The sequence below is a fragment of the Martinezella lusitana genome, assembly GCF_014207095.1.
In the GTDB taxonomy this organism is placed as follows: Bacteria; Pseudomonadota; Alphaproteobacteria; order Rhizobiales; family Rhizobiaceae; genus Rhizobium; species Rhizobium lusitanum_B.
The window spans coordinates 24,319-41,569 of the sequence record NZ_JACHBG010000003.1; the positions used below are offsets into that span (position 1 = coordinate 24,319).

The following is a 17,251-nucleotide window of genomic DNA, read 5'->3' on the forward strand; positions in this document are numbered from 1 at the left end:
TTTACTAGCGATAGACAAATCGGTTCTTCCGAGCGGGATGAAACGGCAGGATAAGCCTGCCGCCATGCGTTATTTCAAAGCGGCGGCAATGCTTGCCGGCACATCCTTGTGAAGCGACTTCTGCCAGCCTTCCTTCACGCCATCCTTGGTAACGGCGAGTGAATCGACCACCAGGAACGGCGCTGCCTGTTTGCCGACCAGCGATCCGGCCGTTGCCCGCGCTGCTGTCACGCCGATGTTGTAGGCCTCATCCGCGACGAGTGCCGTAACATTGCCACCCTTGACCATATCGAGCGCCGCCGGCTCATTGAGGTCGAGCGCAACGATCTTGGTGTGGGTATTGCCGGCAGAACGCAAAGTCGAAAGTACGCTCAGCGCAGGCTCCGCCCAGGTGACGTAGATGCCGTCGAGGTCGGGATGCTGCGTCACGAGCGCCTGGGCGATTTCCTCGGCACGTGCCGGATCGGCCATGCCCTGCTCCGCGGCGATCTTGATCTCGGGATAGTCCTGCTCGATGGTCTTCTTGAAGGCCTGGTCGCGCTGGTTGGTCACATAGAAATCGGCATCATGGAAGATGTAGCCGACCTTGCCCTTCTTACCGAGGGCAGTCGCCATCGCAACGCCGGCCTTCTGTCCCATCTGGAAGAGGTCGTCGGAGACGATCGTCACGTAATCCTTGCCCTGGGCGTAGCCGACGGGGGAATTGTCGACGAAGCCAAGCTTCACGCCGGCCTTGAGGGCGGGATCATAGACATTGGCCGCCGTGGCGGGATCGACGGGCAACGACAGGATGATCGCCGGCTTCTTGGCAAGCACCGTCTCGATGTCGGACTTCTGCCGCGCGGCGTCGAAGCCGGCATTGGTCTCTGCGATCACCTGAATGCCCAGCCGCGTGAATTCGTCTCGGGCGCCAGCATTGACCGCCGTCGTGTATTCGCTCATTTCGTGCCAGACGAGAGCAGCGGAGAACTTTCCATCCTTGATCTTTTGCTCTTCTGCAGAGGTCAGGGTGTAGCTTGCTGCCGGTGTCGGCTTTTCACCGTGCGGGCCGGAGGTCTGGCCTTCAACCGCGAGGGCGTGGCCGGAGACGAAGGCTGCCGCGACGGCGAGTGAAACCGCGGAGATCATACGCATGGAGTTTACTCCGAAAATGTGCCAGGGAGCCGGCGGCGATATGAGCCGCCGGCCTGAGCAATTACTTTGCAGCGTCGAGAACCGACTTCGGCGCATCGCGATTGAGCGACTCTTTCCAGCCCTCGGCGACATTGGCCTTGGTCACGGTCAGCGCCGGCGCGATGATGAACGGTGGCGTCTTTTCGCCGATCAGCGACTTCAATCCGGCTGCGGCCATGACGCGGCCCAACTCATAGGCCTTGTCGGCAACGATGGCGGTGACGTTACCACCCTTGACCATATCGAGGCCGACGGGCTCCGAGAGGTCGAGCGTGACCACCTTGGCGTGCTTGTTGCCGGCGCCCCGCAATGCGGCGAGTACGCCGTCGGCAGGCTCGGCCCAGGTCACGTAGATACCGTCGAGATCGGGATGCTGCAGGAGCATGGCGTTTGCAAGTTCTTCGGCACGCGCTGGATCGGAGATGCCTTGCTCGGCAACGATCTTGATATCCGGATAATCCTTTTCGATCGTCGATTTGAAAGCACGATCGCGCTGGTTGGTGACGTAGTAGGTCGCGTCGTGGAAGATGTAGCCAACCTTCCCTTTCTTACCGATCGCCGTCGCAAGCGCATCCGCTGCCTGCTTGCCCATCTGGAACAGGTCGTCGGTGGCGATCGCGGCGTAATCGGAATCGTGCTTGTAGCCAGCCGGTACATTGGAAAGGAAGACAAGCTTGGTGCCATCCTTGACCGCCTGCCGGAACGCTTCCGCAGAGGTGGTTGGGTCGAGCGGCAGTGCCAGAATGACGTTCGGCTTCGCGGCAAGCGCGGTTTCGATGTCGCTGCGCTGCTTGGCTGCATCGAAGCCGGCATCCGTGGTCACAGCGACCTCTACGCCAGCCTTGGCGAACTCATCCTTGGCGCCGGCCGAGACCGCATTGGTGAAATCCGACGACGTGTGCCAGAGCAAGGCCGCCTTGTAGTTCTTGCCCTTGAGCTTGGCGAGATCGGCGTCGGAGAGCTTGACTTCAGCACTCTTCGTAGCGGGTTCGCCGGCCGGGCCGACCGTGTCTGCGTGCGCGAGCATCGGCGTAGCAATCAGCGCACCGGCCAGAAGCGCTGTAGTCAACATTGTCCTCATCAGCATGGTTGTGTTCCCTTTTGCTTTGTTGGTTCTGCACTTTTTATTCGGCCACGCCGCAATAGCGCGCCATGAAGCTGGCAAAGGCGACTATTCCGGCGAGGTATTCATCGATCTCGACATGTTCTTCGAATGTATGGCAGTTGCGGATGTCACCCGGCGCGCAATAGACAGCCGGAATGTTCAGCCGATTGACGAAAAAGGGCGTTTCAGACCAAAACGGAGCGCCCTGCAGTTCGCCGCGGCCCGCCATTGCCTTGGCAACTGAGGCGCAGAGCATCGATACCGCGGGCAGATCCGGATCGATCTCTGCCGCCGAACCGCCCACTTCGTGATCGCGGCCGGCCGGATAGGAGATCGCCACCTTGATATCGGGGTCGCCGATTGCACCGCGAATAACCGCTTCCATCTCCTGCGCAGCATCGCCAAGCGATTCTCCGGGAAGCAACTTGCGAATGAGCGACAGCGTGCACTCCTCGGGCACCGCGATGAAACCGCCACCGGTAAGCCCGGTAATCAGCAGGAAGCCGCGCCCGATCAGCGGATGTTCTGCACGCGCCGCAATTTCATCGGAATGCTTCCATAGCGCCGACATGACGGCATGGCTTGCCTTCAGCGCATCCTTGCCAAGCTCCGGCACGCCGAAATAGGCCGATTTGCCTGTTATGGTAATGTCGGTGATGAAAAAGCCGATCTGGGCGGGATAGACGGCAAGACGGGTCGGCTCGGTGTAGACGACGAAATCTGGCCTGGCGACTTCACCGGCCTCGATGCGAGCGACATAATCCTTCACGCCAGCGGAAATGCCCGTGCCGGGCTGGCCGCTTTCCTCGTCGCCGACATAGGCGAAAGCAAGATCGCCCTTCAGCCTGATGCCGGCTTTGTCGAGGAGCGACAGAGCCGCGAGCGATGTGCAGATGCCGGCTTTGAGGTCGCCTGAGCCGCGTCCCCATATCTGTCCGTCGATAACATGCGCACCGAACGGATCCTCGCGCTCAGTGCCGGCCCAGTGCTCCCGCCATCCGTCGACATGCACAGTGTCGGTATGACCGATAAACTGCAGCCTCTTGCCGCCACCAGCGCCCTTGCGCTCGCCCCAGACATTCGGCCGGCCGGGGAGAAACTCGGCCACACGCACATTCTCGATCCCGCGCGACTGCATCTCAGCGTGGAGCAACGAGACGAAATTGGCTTCATGACCGGTAATGCTCTCACGACCGATTGCGGCGCGCAGCAGCGCGATCGCATCGTCACGGTCGAGCGCCGCGGCAAGTTGTTCGGTGATGTCATCAGCAATCATCGCACGGCCTCCTTGAAGGACACGGTTTCGGCCGGCGGCAAAGACATCCGGCTGTCGGGCGCGTCAGCGCCAAAAAGTGCATTGTGCAGATGGCTCAACCCGATCGCAGTCGCCCCGACGATTGCCGCACGTGCGCCGAGCACGCTTGTCTCGACCTCGACCGGATAGGGAAAGCATTGCGGCAGGAACTTCCGCACCCGCACGACCAGTTCCTCGCGCAGACCGATTGAGCCGCCGAGAATGACCTTCTGCGGATTGGCGATCGCCGCGATCGCCGCGACGCCCTGCGCCAGAAGTCTGGCCGTCTCGTCGAGCACCGTGGCCGCCTTTTCGTCGCCGGCCGCAGCCTTTTCGAAGATCTCCGGAACTGTTGCTGCCTCGCCGACCAGCCTGCGATAGCGCTCGATGATGCCGAACGAGGCCACAACGCGCTCGTAGGCACCCGTACGCAAGGATTCCGGATCAAATGGCTCTGCGCCGAAAGGCAAGAAGCCCAGCTCGCCGGCGGCATTGCCAACGCCACGCACGAGTTGGCCATTGACCATCAGCCCGCCGCCGATACCGGTGCCGACTGCAATGTAGGCGAGATTGTCGATCCCCTGCCCCTGACCCAGCCAGTTCTCGCCGATGACGCAAAGATTGACGTCATTTTCAAGGGTGACATCGAAACCGAGCGCCTTCTCGAGCGCCGACGCGACATCCATATCCTGAATGCCGGGAATGTTCGGCGCCATGAGGATGCGGCCGGTCGACTGCTCGGGCGCACCCGGCGCACCAACCACGGCCATGCGGATTTTTTCGCGGGGAATATTCTGAGCAGCGGCGGCCTGCCAGCAGAGCGCTGCAATCTGATCAACGACGAACTGGCCACCCCGGCGATCGGTAGGCGCGACCTCCTCGGCAAAGACGTGGCAGGCAAGATCGGCGATTGCGACCCGCACCTTGGTGCCGCCAAGATCGACGGCCGCGATGTAAGCCGCATCTGGAATGAGCTCGTAGGTCACGGCGGTACGGCCGATATGGCCTGACGTTCGACCGGTCTCTCTAATCCAGCCTTCCAACTCAAGCTGACGGACAATCTCGGAGATCGTCTGCTTGGACAGGTCCGTCTGCTTGGCAATCGAAGCGCGCGAAATCGGCCCACCTTGGACGATCGCTTCCATGACAGCACGCTGGGAGAACTTTCTGGAGATGCGCTGGGTATCGCTCACGACGTCCTCAATTAATTCGTTCTATCACCGAACTAAATCACGACGAAAGAACTGAGTCAAGAACCGTGATGTCCTGAAAAACGCAATCGGGTTATAAAGCGCTGACTGTGCGAGCTGCCGTGCAGCGGGTTTTGAATAAGGCCGGCCCGAGCCTAGGCGGATGGCGCCAGTGGCTTCGGATATCGGAGGTGCTGATTTTGCCGGCGGAAAAGCGAACGCATTCGCGATGTCGCTCAGGAACCGGTCAGCCCGAGCGCATCTTCAGCCCCGCTCGACCGATTGCTTGATCGCACGCCCCGCGACCGTTCTCGCGCCGCGCTCCTGGCAGAAGAAACAGATAGACATATGGTTGGGAAGGTAGTTACCGATCGCCGGCTAAACAGCCGAACATGCGGAAATCATGGAAGGCGCCTTTGAACCGCGCCTTCTGGCGAAGCGTGCCCTCATAGCGGAATCCCGCCTTTTCGAGAACCCGATCGGATCCCCCGTTTCCGGGTAGCGTCCAGGCCTCGATCCGGTTCAGTGAAAAATAGTCGAAGCCGCATTGAACGACCGCCTGCGCCGCCTCGCTCATCAGCCCTTTACCCCAAGCCGCAGGATGCAGTTCGTATCCGAGCTCGGCACAGCTCGCACGCCGGTCAAATCGGTTGAAACGGATAGCCCCAAGCAGGTCACCGGCACCCCGATCCTCGATAAACCAGGTACATCCCGTTCCCTTGGGGAAGATTTGACACATCCATTTCAAGGTCCGGTCGATTTGCGCCTTTGTCGGCGCATCGTACCAGTTCGAGAAGCGCGTGACTTCCGAAATCGAAATCAATGCGTGGAAGCTGTCTCTATCATCCATGCTTGGCTCGCGAAGCCGCAGCCGCTCGGTTATGAGTGCCGGGAATTCGCGGTCCGGCGCAGCTATCCTCATTCCTTTAAGCCTCCAGGAAGTTGGCAAGGATGATCTCCCGCCAGACCCGCGTCGGCGTAATCCAGGCATCCCAGAAATTATACTTGCCGGAGTAGATGACCGCGGCGATCCCGGCATCGGGCATCAGCCAGAGCCTCTGTCCGCCATTTCCGAAACCTGCATACCAGGGACGCGGATCAGCAAATGCTGGCGCCGGAGCATCCCCGGAGAACCATAGCCTTCCGTAGCCCAAACCATCCTCGGTCGATAATATTGCCGGCGCGAGCGATTGCGCGACCCAATCTTCCGAGACAATTCTCTGGCCGTTCCAGGCACCCTTCTGGACAAAAAGTGTGCCGATCTTCAGCAGATCGGGAGCGGTCAGGCGCAATCCGGATGCCGCCGACGCGACCCCGTCATGTCCGGCCGACCAGTGAAATTTCGCAATATCGAGCGGCGCGAAAAGAACCTCTTGCGCGAAGTCTGGCAATCGCTTGCCGGTGCCCCTCTCGATAATGGCGCCGATCAGAGCAACGCTGCCGCCGGAGTAAATCCAGCGTGTCCCAGGCTCTGCGATGATTGGGCGCTCAAGAACGAAACGGTAGCGATCCGGTGCGTTCTCCATCGCAATTTCGCTGTTTAGCGGGTCGTAGTAAGGGCGATTCTCATCCCACTCCATCCCGAGCGTCATCGTCAGCGCATGGTTGATGGTAATCCCCGCACGTGCGGGATCCTTGGCCAGATCGCCATATTCCGGAAACTGCTCATAAAGCGAGGCATCCAGGGAAGGGACCAATCCCCTGTCCAAGGCTATGCCGTAAAGCAGGCCGGTGACACTCTTCGTCACGGAGCGAAGATCGTGCAGCGTATCGGCGTCAAAGGCCACGTCCCCGAGAGAGGTCCCCCAATTTTCATCAGGGCCAGTGCCGTAATATTCCAAGAATGTCTGCCCGGAACGGGCGGCTACCACCACGTGCAAATCACGCAACAGGCCAGCTTCGATACCAGCCGCAAACTTGCGCCCAAGCGCGGGATCGAAGCCCAAGGCCTGCAAGGTTTCGCTATCTAGCGCTGAACGTGAACTACCCTGTATTCCGGCCATGAATTCGCGCCTCCACCATGCGACCCTCCCTCAGCCTACAATCGAAGCGCGCATTCAGCAAGGCAACAAAACCGGTTTCTGCAGTCAATCGCAGCTCGGCAAACCGGCCCTATCCCCGTTTCAACTCTCCCTCGGCCGCCATGGCAAAGGCAGCCACCGTTTTGTTGCGACCGCTCAGCTTCGCCTGTAGCAGGGCGCCGTCGGCGCGATTGATCAGTGTCGTCGTCGGCCCCGAAACCGGAGATGAGGCGACGCCGACGGAGATCGAAAGCGGACCGACGATGCGGCCACGATAGGAGAAGGGCGTCGTGAAGACACTTGTGCGGAGCTTCTCGGCAATATCGAAGCCCCTTTCATCCGCAATGTCGGTCGCAATGACCGTGAGTTCCTCGCCGCCGAACCGATAGACCGTGCCGACATCGCCGACGGTGTCGGAAACGATCTGCGCGACATGACGCAAAACCTCATCACCGGCGTCATGACCGAACTCGTCGTTGAAGCGCTTGAAGTGGTCGATGTCGATCATCATGCAGACGACCGTTCGCGCAGACTGATCCCTGTGAAGATTGTTCAGGGTTTCATCCAGGGAGCGCCGATTGAACAGGCCGGTCAGCGCGTCGCGCACGGCAAGATTTACAAGCTTGTCGCGCAACTGCAGATTGGCGATGGCGAGGCCGATATTTTCGGCAATCAGCTCAAGATAGAGCTGCGGCGCATCAACGGCCGTCGCATCCTTCGTCCGATCTTCGAAATAGAGAAGCCCGATCGCCTCGCCAAGCGCGGTCAAGGGAACACAGAGACCAGGCACTCCGGACTCGTCCAGATGCTGGCAGGCGATATCATTGTCGGCAACATGGCTCACATGCGGGCGTCCGCGGCGCAGCCCCCAGCAGGCTGTCGCCGGGAACGAGGGCTGCGTGTGTATCGGGTCCAGCCATCGGCTAACCTCGATCAGCGCCGACTTGCTTTCGTTCATCGTATAGAGGCAGCCGGCAATACCCGGAAAGATCTGCGGCACGAACAGCGCCACGACCTCCGTCAGCTCATTCTGAGCGTAGCAGGCCTGCAGGCGGTGCATCATCTGCAGGATGAGGTCCTTTGTCTGCAGATCACGTTTCCGCTCGGCGTCCAGCCTGTTTCGTTCGAGACCATTCTCCCGGAAAATCTGGATCGCATCGTTCATCTCGCCGATCTCGTCGCGCCGGCGTTCGGTGGGAAGCTCGACGGCATAGTCTTGCCGCGCCAGCCGATTGACGACACCCGTCATCTGGACCAGAGGCAGCGCAACCCTGCGCCGAAGAATGAAATAAAGCACGCCGAGAAATATCACCGCCGTCAAGGCAAGCATGATCTTGGCCGCATTACCCCAAAAGTTACTGCGCGCCTGAGCGCTGTGGACCGCGGCCTCGGTGCGCGCCGTCGCCAAGGAACGGAACTGACTGACATCGTTGAGGAGCGCCGTCTGAAGACGCTCATGCTCCGGGCCGAACAGCATGTCGCGTGCACTCGCCTGATTACCGCCGCGATAGGTCGCAACCGCCGCTTCTTCAATTTTGTCCAGGGCCTCAGCGTCGCCCACAGCCTCTTCGACGATCAGCAACTCGCCATCGGGAATGCCAAGGCCACGCAGCTTGTTAATTGCGGCATCGCGCCGGCGCTCTTCGCCCTCATCGACGGTGAAGGCGTCGAGATGCCGCGTCTCGCCACGCATGACATAGAGGCGCGCTTCATCCGTGGTCTCTTCCGCGCCAAGCGCTAGCTCTTCACCCATGCTGCTTAGCAAAAGGTGCTGCTCGACCGCCTGTCGCTCCTGCGTTGCGCTTCGAGCTGACAGGATGAAAGCCACAGCGGACAGCACGGTCAGGACGACGGTAATGCCGTAGGCCCAATTCGTAATTGTCGTAATTCTCATCTGCCGACTTCCTCTGCGACTGGCTCTTGGATGCCTCAATCGCCTGCTTTGCTGATCCCCCAGTTAAGACATCCATTTCTAAGGATAAAGGCAATTGAGCCATATGGGAGAGCCATTAGGGCAATTTGAAACAACTCTTCTTATGCCGACCGGTCGCCATGCGCTGCACCCTGGCATCGTCATTGTGTCCTACTGACGAGAATCCCGGCTCCGGCCGATGGCTGGCTCCGGGACTCCCGGCTGTCGTCAGGGGTGCGTACGACAGCGCGGTCAACAAATCGATTTTCAGACCGGCAATCCAGAAGTGGACCGCAAATTGGCAAATGCGAACTTAACTTCCACAAGTGACTGCCCCATTTCGAGGCACCGCCCTCGCAGGTCCGAAATCAATCTCCGCCATGATTGAATTCGTCCTCCGCAATTATTGTCCATATTGCTGGTGGCACAGGCGATGCTACCAACACAACTTCAACGCTGCGTGCAATTTCCTGAATTGCTCCTCGCTGCCTGCACGTTTTCTGCAAAGACGCGCGCCACCATGGCGGCATGAACAAAGCGCCCGAAGAAATCTCCACCCTGCCCGTCCGCCTGCCTACCAGTCTTCTCCGGGAAGGCTGGTGGCTGGTAGACGATCACACCCTTCAAACTGAGCTACCCGCTCGGGAAGCTCAAATCATCCCCTTTGTCGCCGCCGAAAGAACAACACGGAGCCGATGCTGATGCGCCTCTCGGATGCGCCCACTTTTTCGACGAAACCCGCAAGCAACTCCAATCGCAAACCTCTCTTACTGATCCTTCTCATCATACTGGCCGATATCCTGCTTTTCGATCGGGACCCGGGCCTCAACCTCTTCCTTTTCACCAATCTCGTCACCGTCGGTCTTCTGATATGCTCTCGCAGGCGATTGTCCATTCCAAGAATTTTGGCGTTTGTCTCGTTCAGCCTCATCTTGTCGGTGCCGCTTGTCGAAACCGCATCCTGGATGGGTATTGCTGTCAGCCTGCTCGGCCTTTCCTGCGTGTCGCTCGGTACCGCCGGGCTTATTCCTAGACAGTGGAGTCATCTACCGCTCGGCCTGCTCCGCCTCTTTCTGGAGGCATCGATGCGACCCTTTCGGCATTCGAGCTATCGTTGGTTGCAAAGATCGCAGAAGCCGTCGTCGCAAACTGTCTGGCATCATCTGCGCGGCTGGATCGTGCCGCTGGGTTTTGCCGCCGGTTTCCTCGCTCTCTTTGCCATGGCCAATCCTCTGATCGACAAGACGCTGCGCAGCATCGACCTCACTTTCCTATCGCAGTTGTTCAGTGTCTGGCGCGTCGGCTTCTGGCTCCTCGTCGCTGCATTTCTATCCCTTTTGCTTCGCCCGCGCCTGAAGCGGCTTCCTACCCGCCGCAACAAGATTGCGGCCAATTTCCCCGCACTCGAGGAGGGAGTTTTTGGTCGTGCGGCACTGCTACGCTCGCTCGTCGTCTTCAACGCATTGTTTGCCGTAGAGACACTGCTCGATCTTGCCTATCTTTGGGGAGGGGCAAACCTGCCTGATGGCATAAGCCACGCCGAATATACCCATCGCGGCGCCTATCCGCTGATGATAACCGCGCTTCTCGCAGCAGCCTTCGTGCTCGTGGCGATGCGCCGGAACGGACCGGGCGACAAGAGCGCGCTCCTGCGCGGCCTCGTACATCTGTGGATCGCACAAAACATAATGCTGTGCCTCTCCTCCATTCTGCGACTCGATCTTTATGTCGAAGTCTATTCGCTGACAGAGCTGCGCGTTGCCGCCGGCATTTGGATGGGGCTTGTAGCAGTCGGCCTCTTCCTTATCCTCCTGCGTATTCTGCTGCGTCGCTCCAATGAATGGCTGATCGCGTTCACTTCAGCGGCGCTGGTGATCACGCTCTATGCCGCCGCACTGATCGATCTCCCTGCGTTCATCGCCCGCTTCAATGTCGCCCACAGCCGCGAGATATCGGGTTCAGGCATCCCTCTCGACGCCAACTATCTCGCGGCGCTCGGCCCGGCGAGCATACCTGCCCTCGATACCTACCTGGTATCGCTGCCTGCTGACACAACCGTCCGTAGGATACGCGAAGAGCTTGTCTGGCGCCATTTCGAACACTCACATGACTGGCGAAGCTGGACATATCGGGTCGAGCGCCTCGATGCCTACCTCAATAAGATGCAACTCTTGCAAGATGAAGCCGAAACGAAGAAAACGGACGGGTAAACTAGGACCTCTATCGCATGGCCCAGCGCATCCTCGTCGTCGACGACGAACCCAATATTCGTGACGTGATCTGCTTCGCGCTCGATCGCGCCGGCATGGCAACGACGACGGCCCGCAACGGCACGGAGGCCATGATGGCCTTTCATCGCGGAGGCCTCGATCTGATCGTGCTCGATATCGGCATGCCTGACATGGATGGGCTAGAGGTCTGCCGACGCATTCGCAAGACATCCGATCTTCCAATCCTGTTCCTGTCGGCGCGCGACGAGGAAATCGATCGGATCCTGGGTCTCGAAATCGGCGGCGACGACTACGTCACCAAGCCATTCAGCCCGCGCGAACTGGTCGCGCGGGTCAAGACCATCCTGAAACGCAGCGGCTACGGTTCGGAGCCTCATATAAGCACCGGTTCTGTCTCCGTGGGATCGCTGCGACTTCACCGAGGCAGCCGCACCGCAAGTTTCGCCGATATGCCGCTTACCTTGACCGCACTCGAATTTGCGATCCTCGACACGCTTCTGTCGCGCGCCGAGATCGTTTTCAGCCGCGATCAGTTGATGGAGGCGGCCTATGGTGCCGACATGCAGGTCGCGGACCGCACCATTGATAGCCATATCCGCAATATTCGCGCCAAGCTTTCGGCCGCCGGCGGCCAGGGCATCATCGCTACGGTGCATGGTATCGGCTTCAAGCTGACCTCAAATACGAAAGGAAGCGCGTGATGCGCCCGCCACGGGTGAAGACTAAGTGGCGGCCGCCGCTTTACCTTATCGTCTATGCGGTGCTTCTCACCGTGATGACACTGCCAGTCCTGACCGTCGTCTGGTTTCGTGCAGTGCGGGCCGCTTCCGGCGCGATGGCACCTGCTGAAATCGCCACACTTGCCGTCGTTCTGATTCTCACACTCGCAGTCGCCTACGTGCTGACGCGCACGCTGACGGTGCCGATCAATGCTCTGATCACCAGAACCGACGAAATCGCCCGAGGCGGCCGGGCGGCGATCCGGCCGCTCGACAATTACGGCACGCGGGAAGTCGCGACGCTGTCACAGAGTTTTCTCGACCTTGCCGGCAAGCTGGTCGATCATTCCGATCATGTCCGCACCTTCGCGGCACATGTCTCGCATGAACTGAAATCCCCCCTCACCTCAATCAAAGGCGCAGCGGAGTTGCTGCGCGACGATGATGAGGACAACCCAATGAGCCAGGAGCAGCGCAATCGCTTTCTTGCCAATATCATCGCCGATGCAGAGCGGCTGGATACGCTGCTGTCGCGTCTCCGGGACCTGGCGAAAGCCGAACTGCCTTCCGAACAGGGGTCCAGCAGCGTCAATGACATCGTCGTCCAACTCAAAATGCAATTTCGCCAGCTGGCCATCAGCGATGACGAATGCGGCGAAGAGAGGCTGGCGCTCCCCGGCGAGGCGGCAGGAATTATTTTCGCCAATCTGGCGGAGAATGCCTTTCAAAACGGCGCCGACAGTTTTGTGATAGACGCGAGCGGTGATGGACGCAGAATGACGGTTCGAATTCGCGACAATGGTCGCGGCATTGCCGATGGCAATCGCGAACGCATCTTCGAACCCTTTTTCTCGACTCGGCGCGAGGATGGCGGCACCGGCATGGGCCTTGGCATCGTCCGGGCCATGCTCGCTTCGCATGGCGGCAGCATTGAGCTGCTGGACAGCAGCCAGGACGGCACGATTTTTCAGATTACCCTGCCGCTGGCCTCCTAACTTGGGGTCAAGCCTTAACGGCAAGGGCCGGTCGGTGGCTTGAACTACCGACCGGCCCCTTCTGCTAGGTCATGAGGCTTACGCCGCCTGTGACTGCGCTTGTGCCTCCAGAGCCATGGCGCGGGCCGTCGCGAAATCGACCTTGCCCGAGCCTAGGACCGGCACCTTGCCGATCGTCACTTCGGCCGGGACCATCATTTCCGTGGCCCCCTTCGACTTGGCGAAGGCGAGAAAATCGCTTCGCGTCGCATTCGGCGCATCGGTCAGGAGGATGAGGCGTTCCCCCTTCTTGGCGTCGGGCACCGAGGAGACGACGCTGAGCGCACCCGGCCATAGCTGCGCGGCCAGCGTTTCCACCGCTGCAAGCGACACCATTTCGCCGCCGATCTTGGCAAACCGTTTGGCACGGCCACGGATCTTGACGAAGCCATCCTCATCGATGGCAACGATGTCGCCGGTATCGTGCCAGCCTTCCGGCAGCGGTTCGAGGACGCCGGGATTGTCGGCACGCAGGTAGCCGGCCATGACGTTGGCGCCGCGGATGAAAAGACGGCCGCCTTCGTCGATACCCGGAACCGGCTCGAGCTTCCACTCCATGCCCGGCATGATCTTCCCGACCGTTCCGGAGCGATTGTACATCGGCGTGTTCAGCGAGATCACCGGAGCCGCTTCGGTCACGCCGTAGCCTTCGAGGATACGCAGGCCGAACTTCTCCATATAGACCTCACGGGTCGATGCCTTTACCGGCTCGGCGCCCGAGAAGATGTAGCGGATCGATCTCAGATCGTAGGGATGGGCGCTGCGCGCATAGCCGTTCAGGAACGTATCCGTGCCGAAAACGATGGTGGCGTTCGAGACGTAGATCAGCTCCGGCACGATGCGATAATGCAGCGGCGACGGATAGAAGAAGATCGGGACACCCGAAACCAGCGGCAGGATCGTACCCGCCGTCAGGCCGAAGGAGTGGAACATCGGCAGGATGTTGAACACCTTGTCGCCGGGGTGGAAGTCAATGCGCGAAGCGGCCTGGGCCGCATTCGACAGGATATTGCGGTGGCTCAGCACCACGCCTTTCGGCGCCCCCTCCGAACCGGAGGTGAAGAGGATGACGGCCGGGTCATCGGCATTGCGCTTGACCAGCGGCCGATACTTGCGCAGGAGACCGATGATCTTGTCGAGGAAGGTGACTTGCGTGCGCAGCTCATCCAGCCAGACGAACGTCACCTGCTTTTCGAGTTCTTCGACCACCGGGCCAAGCTTTGCCTGCGTTATGAAGGCGCGCGAAGACAGGACGTGCTTTACCTCCGCCGTCCGGCAGGCAGACAGGATATTGGCAGCACCGGCCGTGACGTTCAGCATGGCCGGAACCTTGCCCGCCGACATGACACCGAGGACGGTTGCGGCTGTGCCGTTGGCGTTCGGCAGCATGACGCCGAGCGCCTTTTCCTTCAGGAACATTTTCCGGAACTTCGCACCGAGCACCGCAGCGCCGGTCAGAAGCTTGGCGTAGGACAGCTTGCCGGCAATCGGATCCTCGACGGCAAGCTTCTTGCCGCCATATTCGTGGGCGCTTTCGATAACGCGGCCGAGGACCGTGTTGTCGGTGTCGGCAGTGCGGAACATCAGCGCCGACATGATCTGATAGAGCGCGGCACCGGCGGCGATGCGCCGCTTGCGACCCTTGAGCTCGGCCGGAACCTCGAGCTTGACGGGCTCGAGAATCGTCACCTTAACCTTGGGAAAGAGGCGGCGGCGGACATGGCTCGATGTCAGATAGGAGGCGTAGCTCTTTTCCAAGCCGTCGATACGCACCGGTACGATCATCGTTCCCGTCTTATCGGCCACCATCGCGGCACCGTCATAGACCTTCATCAGCGTGCCCGTCACCGTCAATCGACCCTCTGGGAAGATACCGACCGGGCTGCCGTCCTGGATGACCTTGATCAGCGAGCGCGTCGCCATCGGCTTCGTCGGGTCGAGTGGCAGGAACTTGCACTTCTTCAGCAGCGGCCGCACCCACCATTTCTTGGCGAAGGAATAGTCGATCGCAAAGACGGGTTCCTCCTCGGTGATGGCGAGTGCCAGGGCGCCGTCGAGTAGGCTCACATGGTTGAGCGCGATGATCGGCGCGGGACCTGCCTTGCGGATGTTTTCCAGGCCTTCCACTTCCAATCGCATGAAGGCGCGGAAGATGATGGAGATGAGATCGCGGAAGGCATTGGTCGGCAGCATCTCCAGCATGAGCCAGGCAATCGCAACATTGAACGCGGAGATACTGAGAATGATGACCGGGATCGATAGACCGACGGCCTGCAGGACGGCCACAAGTGCCAGACCCACCGCGATGAAGAAAGCCGACAGGACATTCGATGCTCCGATGACGCGGGCGCGGCGATCCTCATTCGCCCAGCTCTGCATGGCCGAGAAGGTCGGGACGGCGAGGAAAGCACCGCCGATCGCCATGCCGGCGAGATCAATGGCGACGCGGACGGTCTTCGGCCCAGCGAAGAAGCCGAGAATAGTCTCGGCATGGCTCGTCGACTGCAACCCCCACAGGTTCCAGGCGAGATCGACGCCGAAGAGCGCGACGATCAGCATTCCTACAGGAGCTGGCAAGAGCACAATGCGGCCGGCCGCCATCCATCCGGCGATGGCCGAGCCGATGGCGACTGAAATGGCGAAGATCGCCAGATAGGCGGGAACGACGATTTCCGAGCCGCCGAGAATATCGGTGACCATGACCGGCAGCATCGACATGATGAAGGCGCCGACGAACCAGAACCAGCAGTTCATCAGCGAGGCACGCCAGATGCGGCTGTCGGCACGCAGCTCGTTGACCAGCCTGTAGCTGGAACGCACGACATTGGTGTCGATGGCGAGATCGGGCGCCTTGGAGCCGGTCGAAGGGATCATGCGGGCTGCAAACCAGCAGAGGACGGAAAGCCCCATCATCATCGGTCCGAAGATCCAGACATTCTCGCCCTCACGGAAGGCGACTGCGGCGACCATGGTACCGGTCAAGATGGCGATGAAGGTGCCGCCCTCGATCCAGGCATTGGCCTTGGGGAGATCACGGTTCGCCAGATGATCCGGCAGGATACCGTATTTGATCGGTCCGAAGAGCGAGGAAATGACGCCGAAGCCGAAGAGCGCCAGCATCAGGATCCAGATGGAAGAGAAGGCGATGCCGACGACGGAAATCGCGGCTACTCCAAGTTCGCAGCGCTTCAAGAGTTCCGCCAGCTTGGCCTTGTCGTATTTGTCGGCAAGCTCGCCGGCGATCGCCGAGAGCAGCAGGAACGGCACGATGAAGATACCGCCGGCAAGCGTTACCAGTGCCGCGCCTTCGGTCGCCATCTGCGCGAGAATGACGAAAACCAATGTCTGCTTGAGGAAATTATCGTTGAAGGCGGTAAGGAACTGCGTCCAGAACAGCGGCGCGAACTTCCTCGATCTCATCAGGTGCTTTTGCATGGCGTACCCCTCGTTTGCCAACAAGACGCCACAGAGTTGTTACGCAAAGGTTGAGCGCAGATACAACCCTGTGGCGCAGTTAATAAAGTTTAGTCCTGACCGTCACGATTGAATTTAACCAGGAGCTTCTCCGTGCGGGCATCCTCCACCTTGCGGATCAGCTTGTCGGCCTCGGAATTGTCTCGAACCGTCTTGGTAACATTGACGGTCGTCTGCACCAGCATCAGGATACCCATGGCGAGATAGCCTTTGCCCCAAAGGTCGATCGGCATCATATAGAGACCGACAAACAGCATGAATGCGGCGGCGGCGAAGGAAATATAGGAAAAGCTGACCCAAGCCTGGGAATGTTTCTGGAAGCTGTCGTTCATGATCTTACCCTCTCAATGATCTGATATGTTCGATGTGTTCGGTTTCAGGCTACGGAATTCATGCGCTGGCGAAGGCGGGTCAGTACGTCGTCAGCTGACGGACCGAGCGGTGCGCCAAAGCCTGCATTGGCAAGCTTTTCGATAATGCTTGCCTGCCGGCTTGCGGCGTCCATTTCCTTCATGACGGAGGCGGCGACTTCGCAACGGTTCTGGTAGGCTTGAAGGCGAGCAAGCGTCTCCTCGGCTTCGTCCAGGCTCGCAAGGCCCGAATTGTCGTCGCAGGCAACGCTCAACTTCTGTGTTTGCTGGGTTGCCCGCGCCAAACGTTCGCCGCGCTGCAATTCTTGCAGTCGCGTTTCCGATGCGCGAACCGTTGCCTTCAACCTGCCGATCGTCTGGGTGAATTGCGTCTGCGCTTTTTCGGAAGCATCACGCTCGGCTTCGAGCTGTGCGATCGCCTCCGCCGCTTCACGGGCAAGCTCATCGCTTCCCTTCTGAAGCGCGGCAACTGCGCGCGTTTCAAGATCGGCAATGCGGCTGAGGATGGCTGAGTAATGGCTCTTTTCCTGCTCATTCTGAGCAACGGCGATTGCCACTGCACGCCCTGCCGACTGAATGCCGAGGGCTGCGTCGCGGATCTGCTGCGCAAGCAGAGGCACGGCATTGCGATCGATGAACGCCTGCTCCGCCTCATGGGCTCTACCGCGGATCAGCGTCAGAATTGAATTGAACATTTGTCGTCTCCCGTTTATGAACGATGTTCACG

The 17,251-nt window shown here is 59.9% G+C and carries 13 protein-coding genes; 3 read left to right on the top strand and 10 right to left on the bottom strand.

Annotated elements, in window-relative coordinates:
- Nucleotides 1-69 precede the first annotated feature (69 nt).
- The 7 genes from GGD46_RS08255 to GGD46_RS08285 form a co-directional block, all read right to left on the bottom strand.
- On the bottom strand, nt 70-1,134 hold the full coding sequence (locus GGD46_RS08255) for a substrate-binding domain-containing protein (RefSeq protein ID WP_313206292.1): 1,065 nt from the start codon (nt 1,132-1,134) through the stop codon (nt 70-72).
- Nucleotides 1,135-1,195: 61 nt separating this feature from the next.
- Nucleotides 1,196-2,254 carry a substrate-binding domain-containing protein gene (locus tag GGD46_RS08260; RefSeq protein ID WP_409527673.1) on the bottom strand — a complete coding sequence of 353 codons (1,059 nt, stop codon included), beginning with the start codon at nt 2,252-2,254 and terminating at the stop codon, nt 1,196-1,198.
- A 43-nt stretch (nt 2,255-2,297) separates the two neighbouring features.
- Nucleotides 2,298-3,554, bottom strand: a complete 1,257-nt coding sequence (locus GGD46_RS08265) for a M20 family metallopeptidase (protein ID WP_184703271.1) — start codon at nt 3,552-3,554, stop codon at nt 2,298-2,300.
- A complete protein-coding gene (locus tag GGD46_RS08270) occupies nt 3,551-4,765 on the bottom strand; it encodes an ROK family transcriptional regulator (RefSeq protein WP_184703272.1) in 1,215 nt (404 codons plus the stop codon). The genes GGD46_RS08265 and GGD46_RS08270 overlap by 4 nt, the downstream gene beginning before the upstream one ends.
- 361 nt (nt 4,766-5,126) lie before the next feature.
- A complete protein-coding gene (locus tag GGD46_RS08275) occupies nt 5,127-5,684 on the bottom strand; it encodes a GNAT family N-acetyltransferase (RefSeq protein ID WP_210325502.1) in 558 nt (185 codons plus the stop codon).
- A 4-nt stretch (nt 5,685-5,688) separates the two neighbouring features.
- Nucleotides 5,689-6,765: a serine hydrolase domain-containing protein gene (locus GGD46_RS08280; protein ID WP_184703273.1), complete on the bottom strand. Its 1,077-nt coding sequence runs from the start codon at nt 6,763-6,765 to the stop codon at nt 5,689-5,691.
- Nucleotides 6,766-6,874: 109 nt separating this feature from the next.
- The gene (locus GGD46_RS08285) at nt 6,875-8,677 is read right to left on the bottom strand and encodes a diguanylate cyclase (RefSeq protein WP_184703274.1); all 1,803 of its coding nucleotides are present in this window, start codon (nt 8,675-8,677) and stop codon (nt 6,875-6,877) included.
- A 719-nt stretch (nt 8,678-9,396) separates the two neighbouring features.
- Between GGD46_RS08285 and GGD46_RS08290 the strand changes: the two genes are divergently transcribed.
- The 3 genes from GGD46_RS08290 to GGD46_RS08300 are packed head-to-tail and all read left to right on the top strand — an operon-like array spanning nt 9,397 to nt 12,640.
- Entirely contained in the window at nt 9,397-10,905 is a 1,509-nt protein-coding gene (locus GGD46_RS08290; RefSeq protein ID WP_184703275.1) for a DUF4153 domain-containing protein, read from the top strand.
- Between the two features lie 17 nt (nt 10,906-10,922).
- Nucleotides 10,923-11,627 carry a response regulator transcription factor gene (locus GGD46_RS08295; protein ID WP_184703276.1) on the top strand — a complete coding sequence of 235 codons (705 nt, stop codon included), beginning with the start codon at nt 10,923-10,925 and terminating at the stop codon, nt 11,625-11,627.
- Complete coding sequence (locus tag GGD46_RS08300) at nt 11,627-12,640, top strand: sensor histidine kinase KdpD (RefSeq protein ID WP_184703277.1); 1,014 nt, start codon at nt 11,627-11,629, stop codon at nt 12,638-12,640. Before GGD46_RS08295 ends, GGD46_RS08300 begins: the two co-directional genes overlap by 1 nt.
- A 78-nt stretch (nt 12,641-12,718) precedes the next feature.
- On the opposite strand, the gene GGD46_RS08305 is transcribed toward GGD46_RS08300, so the two are convergent.
- The 3 genes from GGD46_RS08305 to GGD46_RS08315 all read right to left on the bottom strand — a co-directional run bounded on the left by GGD46_RS08305 (nt 12,719) and on the right by GGD46_RS08315 (nt 17,219).
- Nucleotides 12,719-16,114, bottom strand: coding sequence for an acyl-[ACP]--phospholipid O-acyltransferase (locus GGD46_RS08305; RefSeq protein ID WP_184703278.1), 3,396 nt, complete (start codon nt 16,112-16,114; stop codon nt 12,719-12,721).
- 89 nt (nt 16,115-16,203) lie between these two features.
- Nucleotides 16,204-16,485: a YiaA/YiaB family inner membrane protein gene (locus tag GGD46_RS08310; RefSeq protein WP_092845527.1), complete on the bottom strand. Its 282-nt coding sequence runs from the start codon at nt 16,483-16,485 to the stop codon at nt 16,204-16,206.
- A gap of 44 nt (nt 16,486-16,529) precedes the next feature.
- On the bottom strand, nt 16,530-17,219 hold the full coding sequence (locus GGD46_RS08315; protein ID WP_184703279.1) for a PspA/IM30 family protein: 690 nt from the start codon (nt 17,217-17,219) through the stop codon (nt 16,530-16,532).
- Nucleotides 17,220-17,251: the final 32 nt, after the last annotated feature.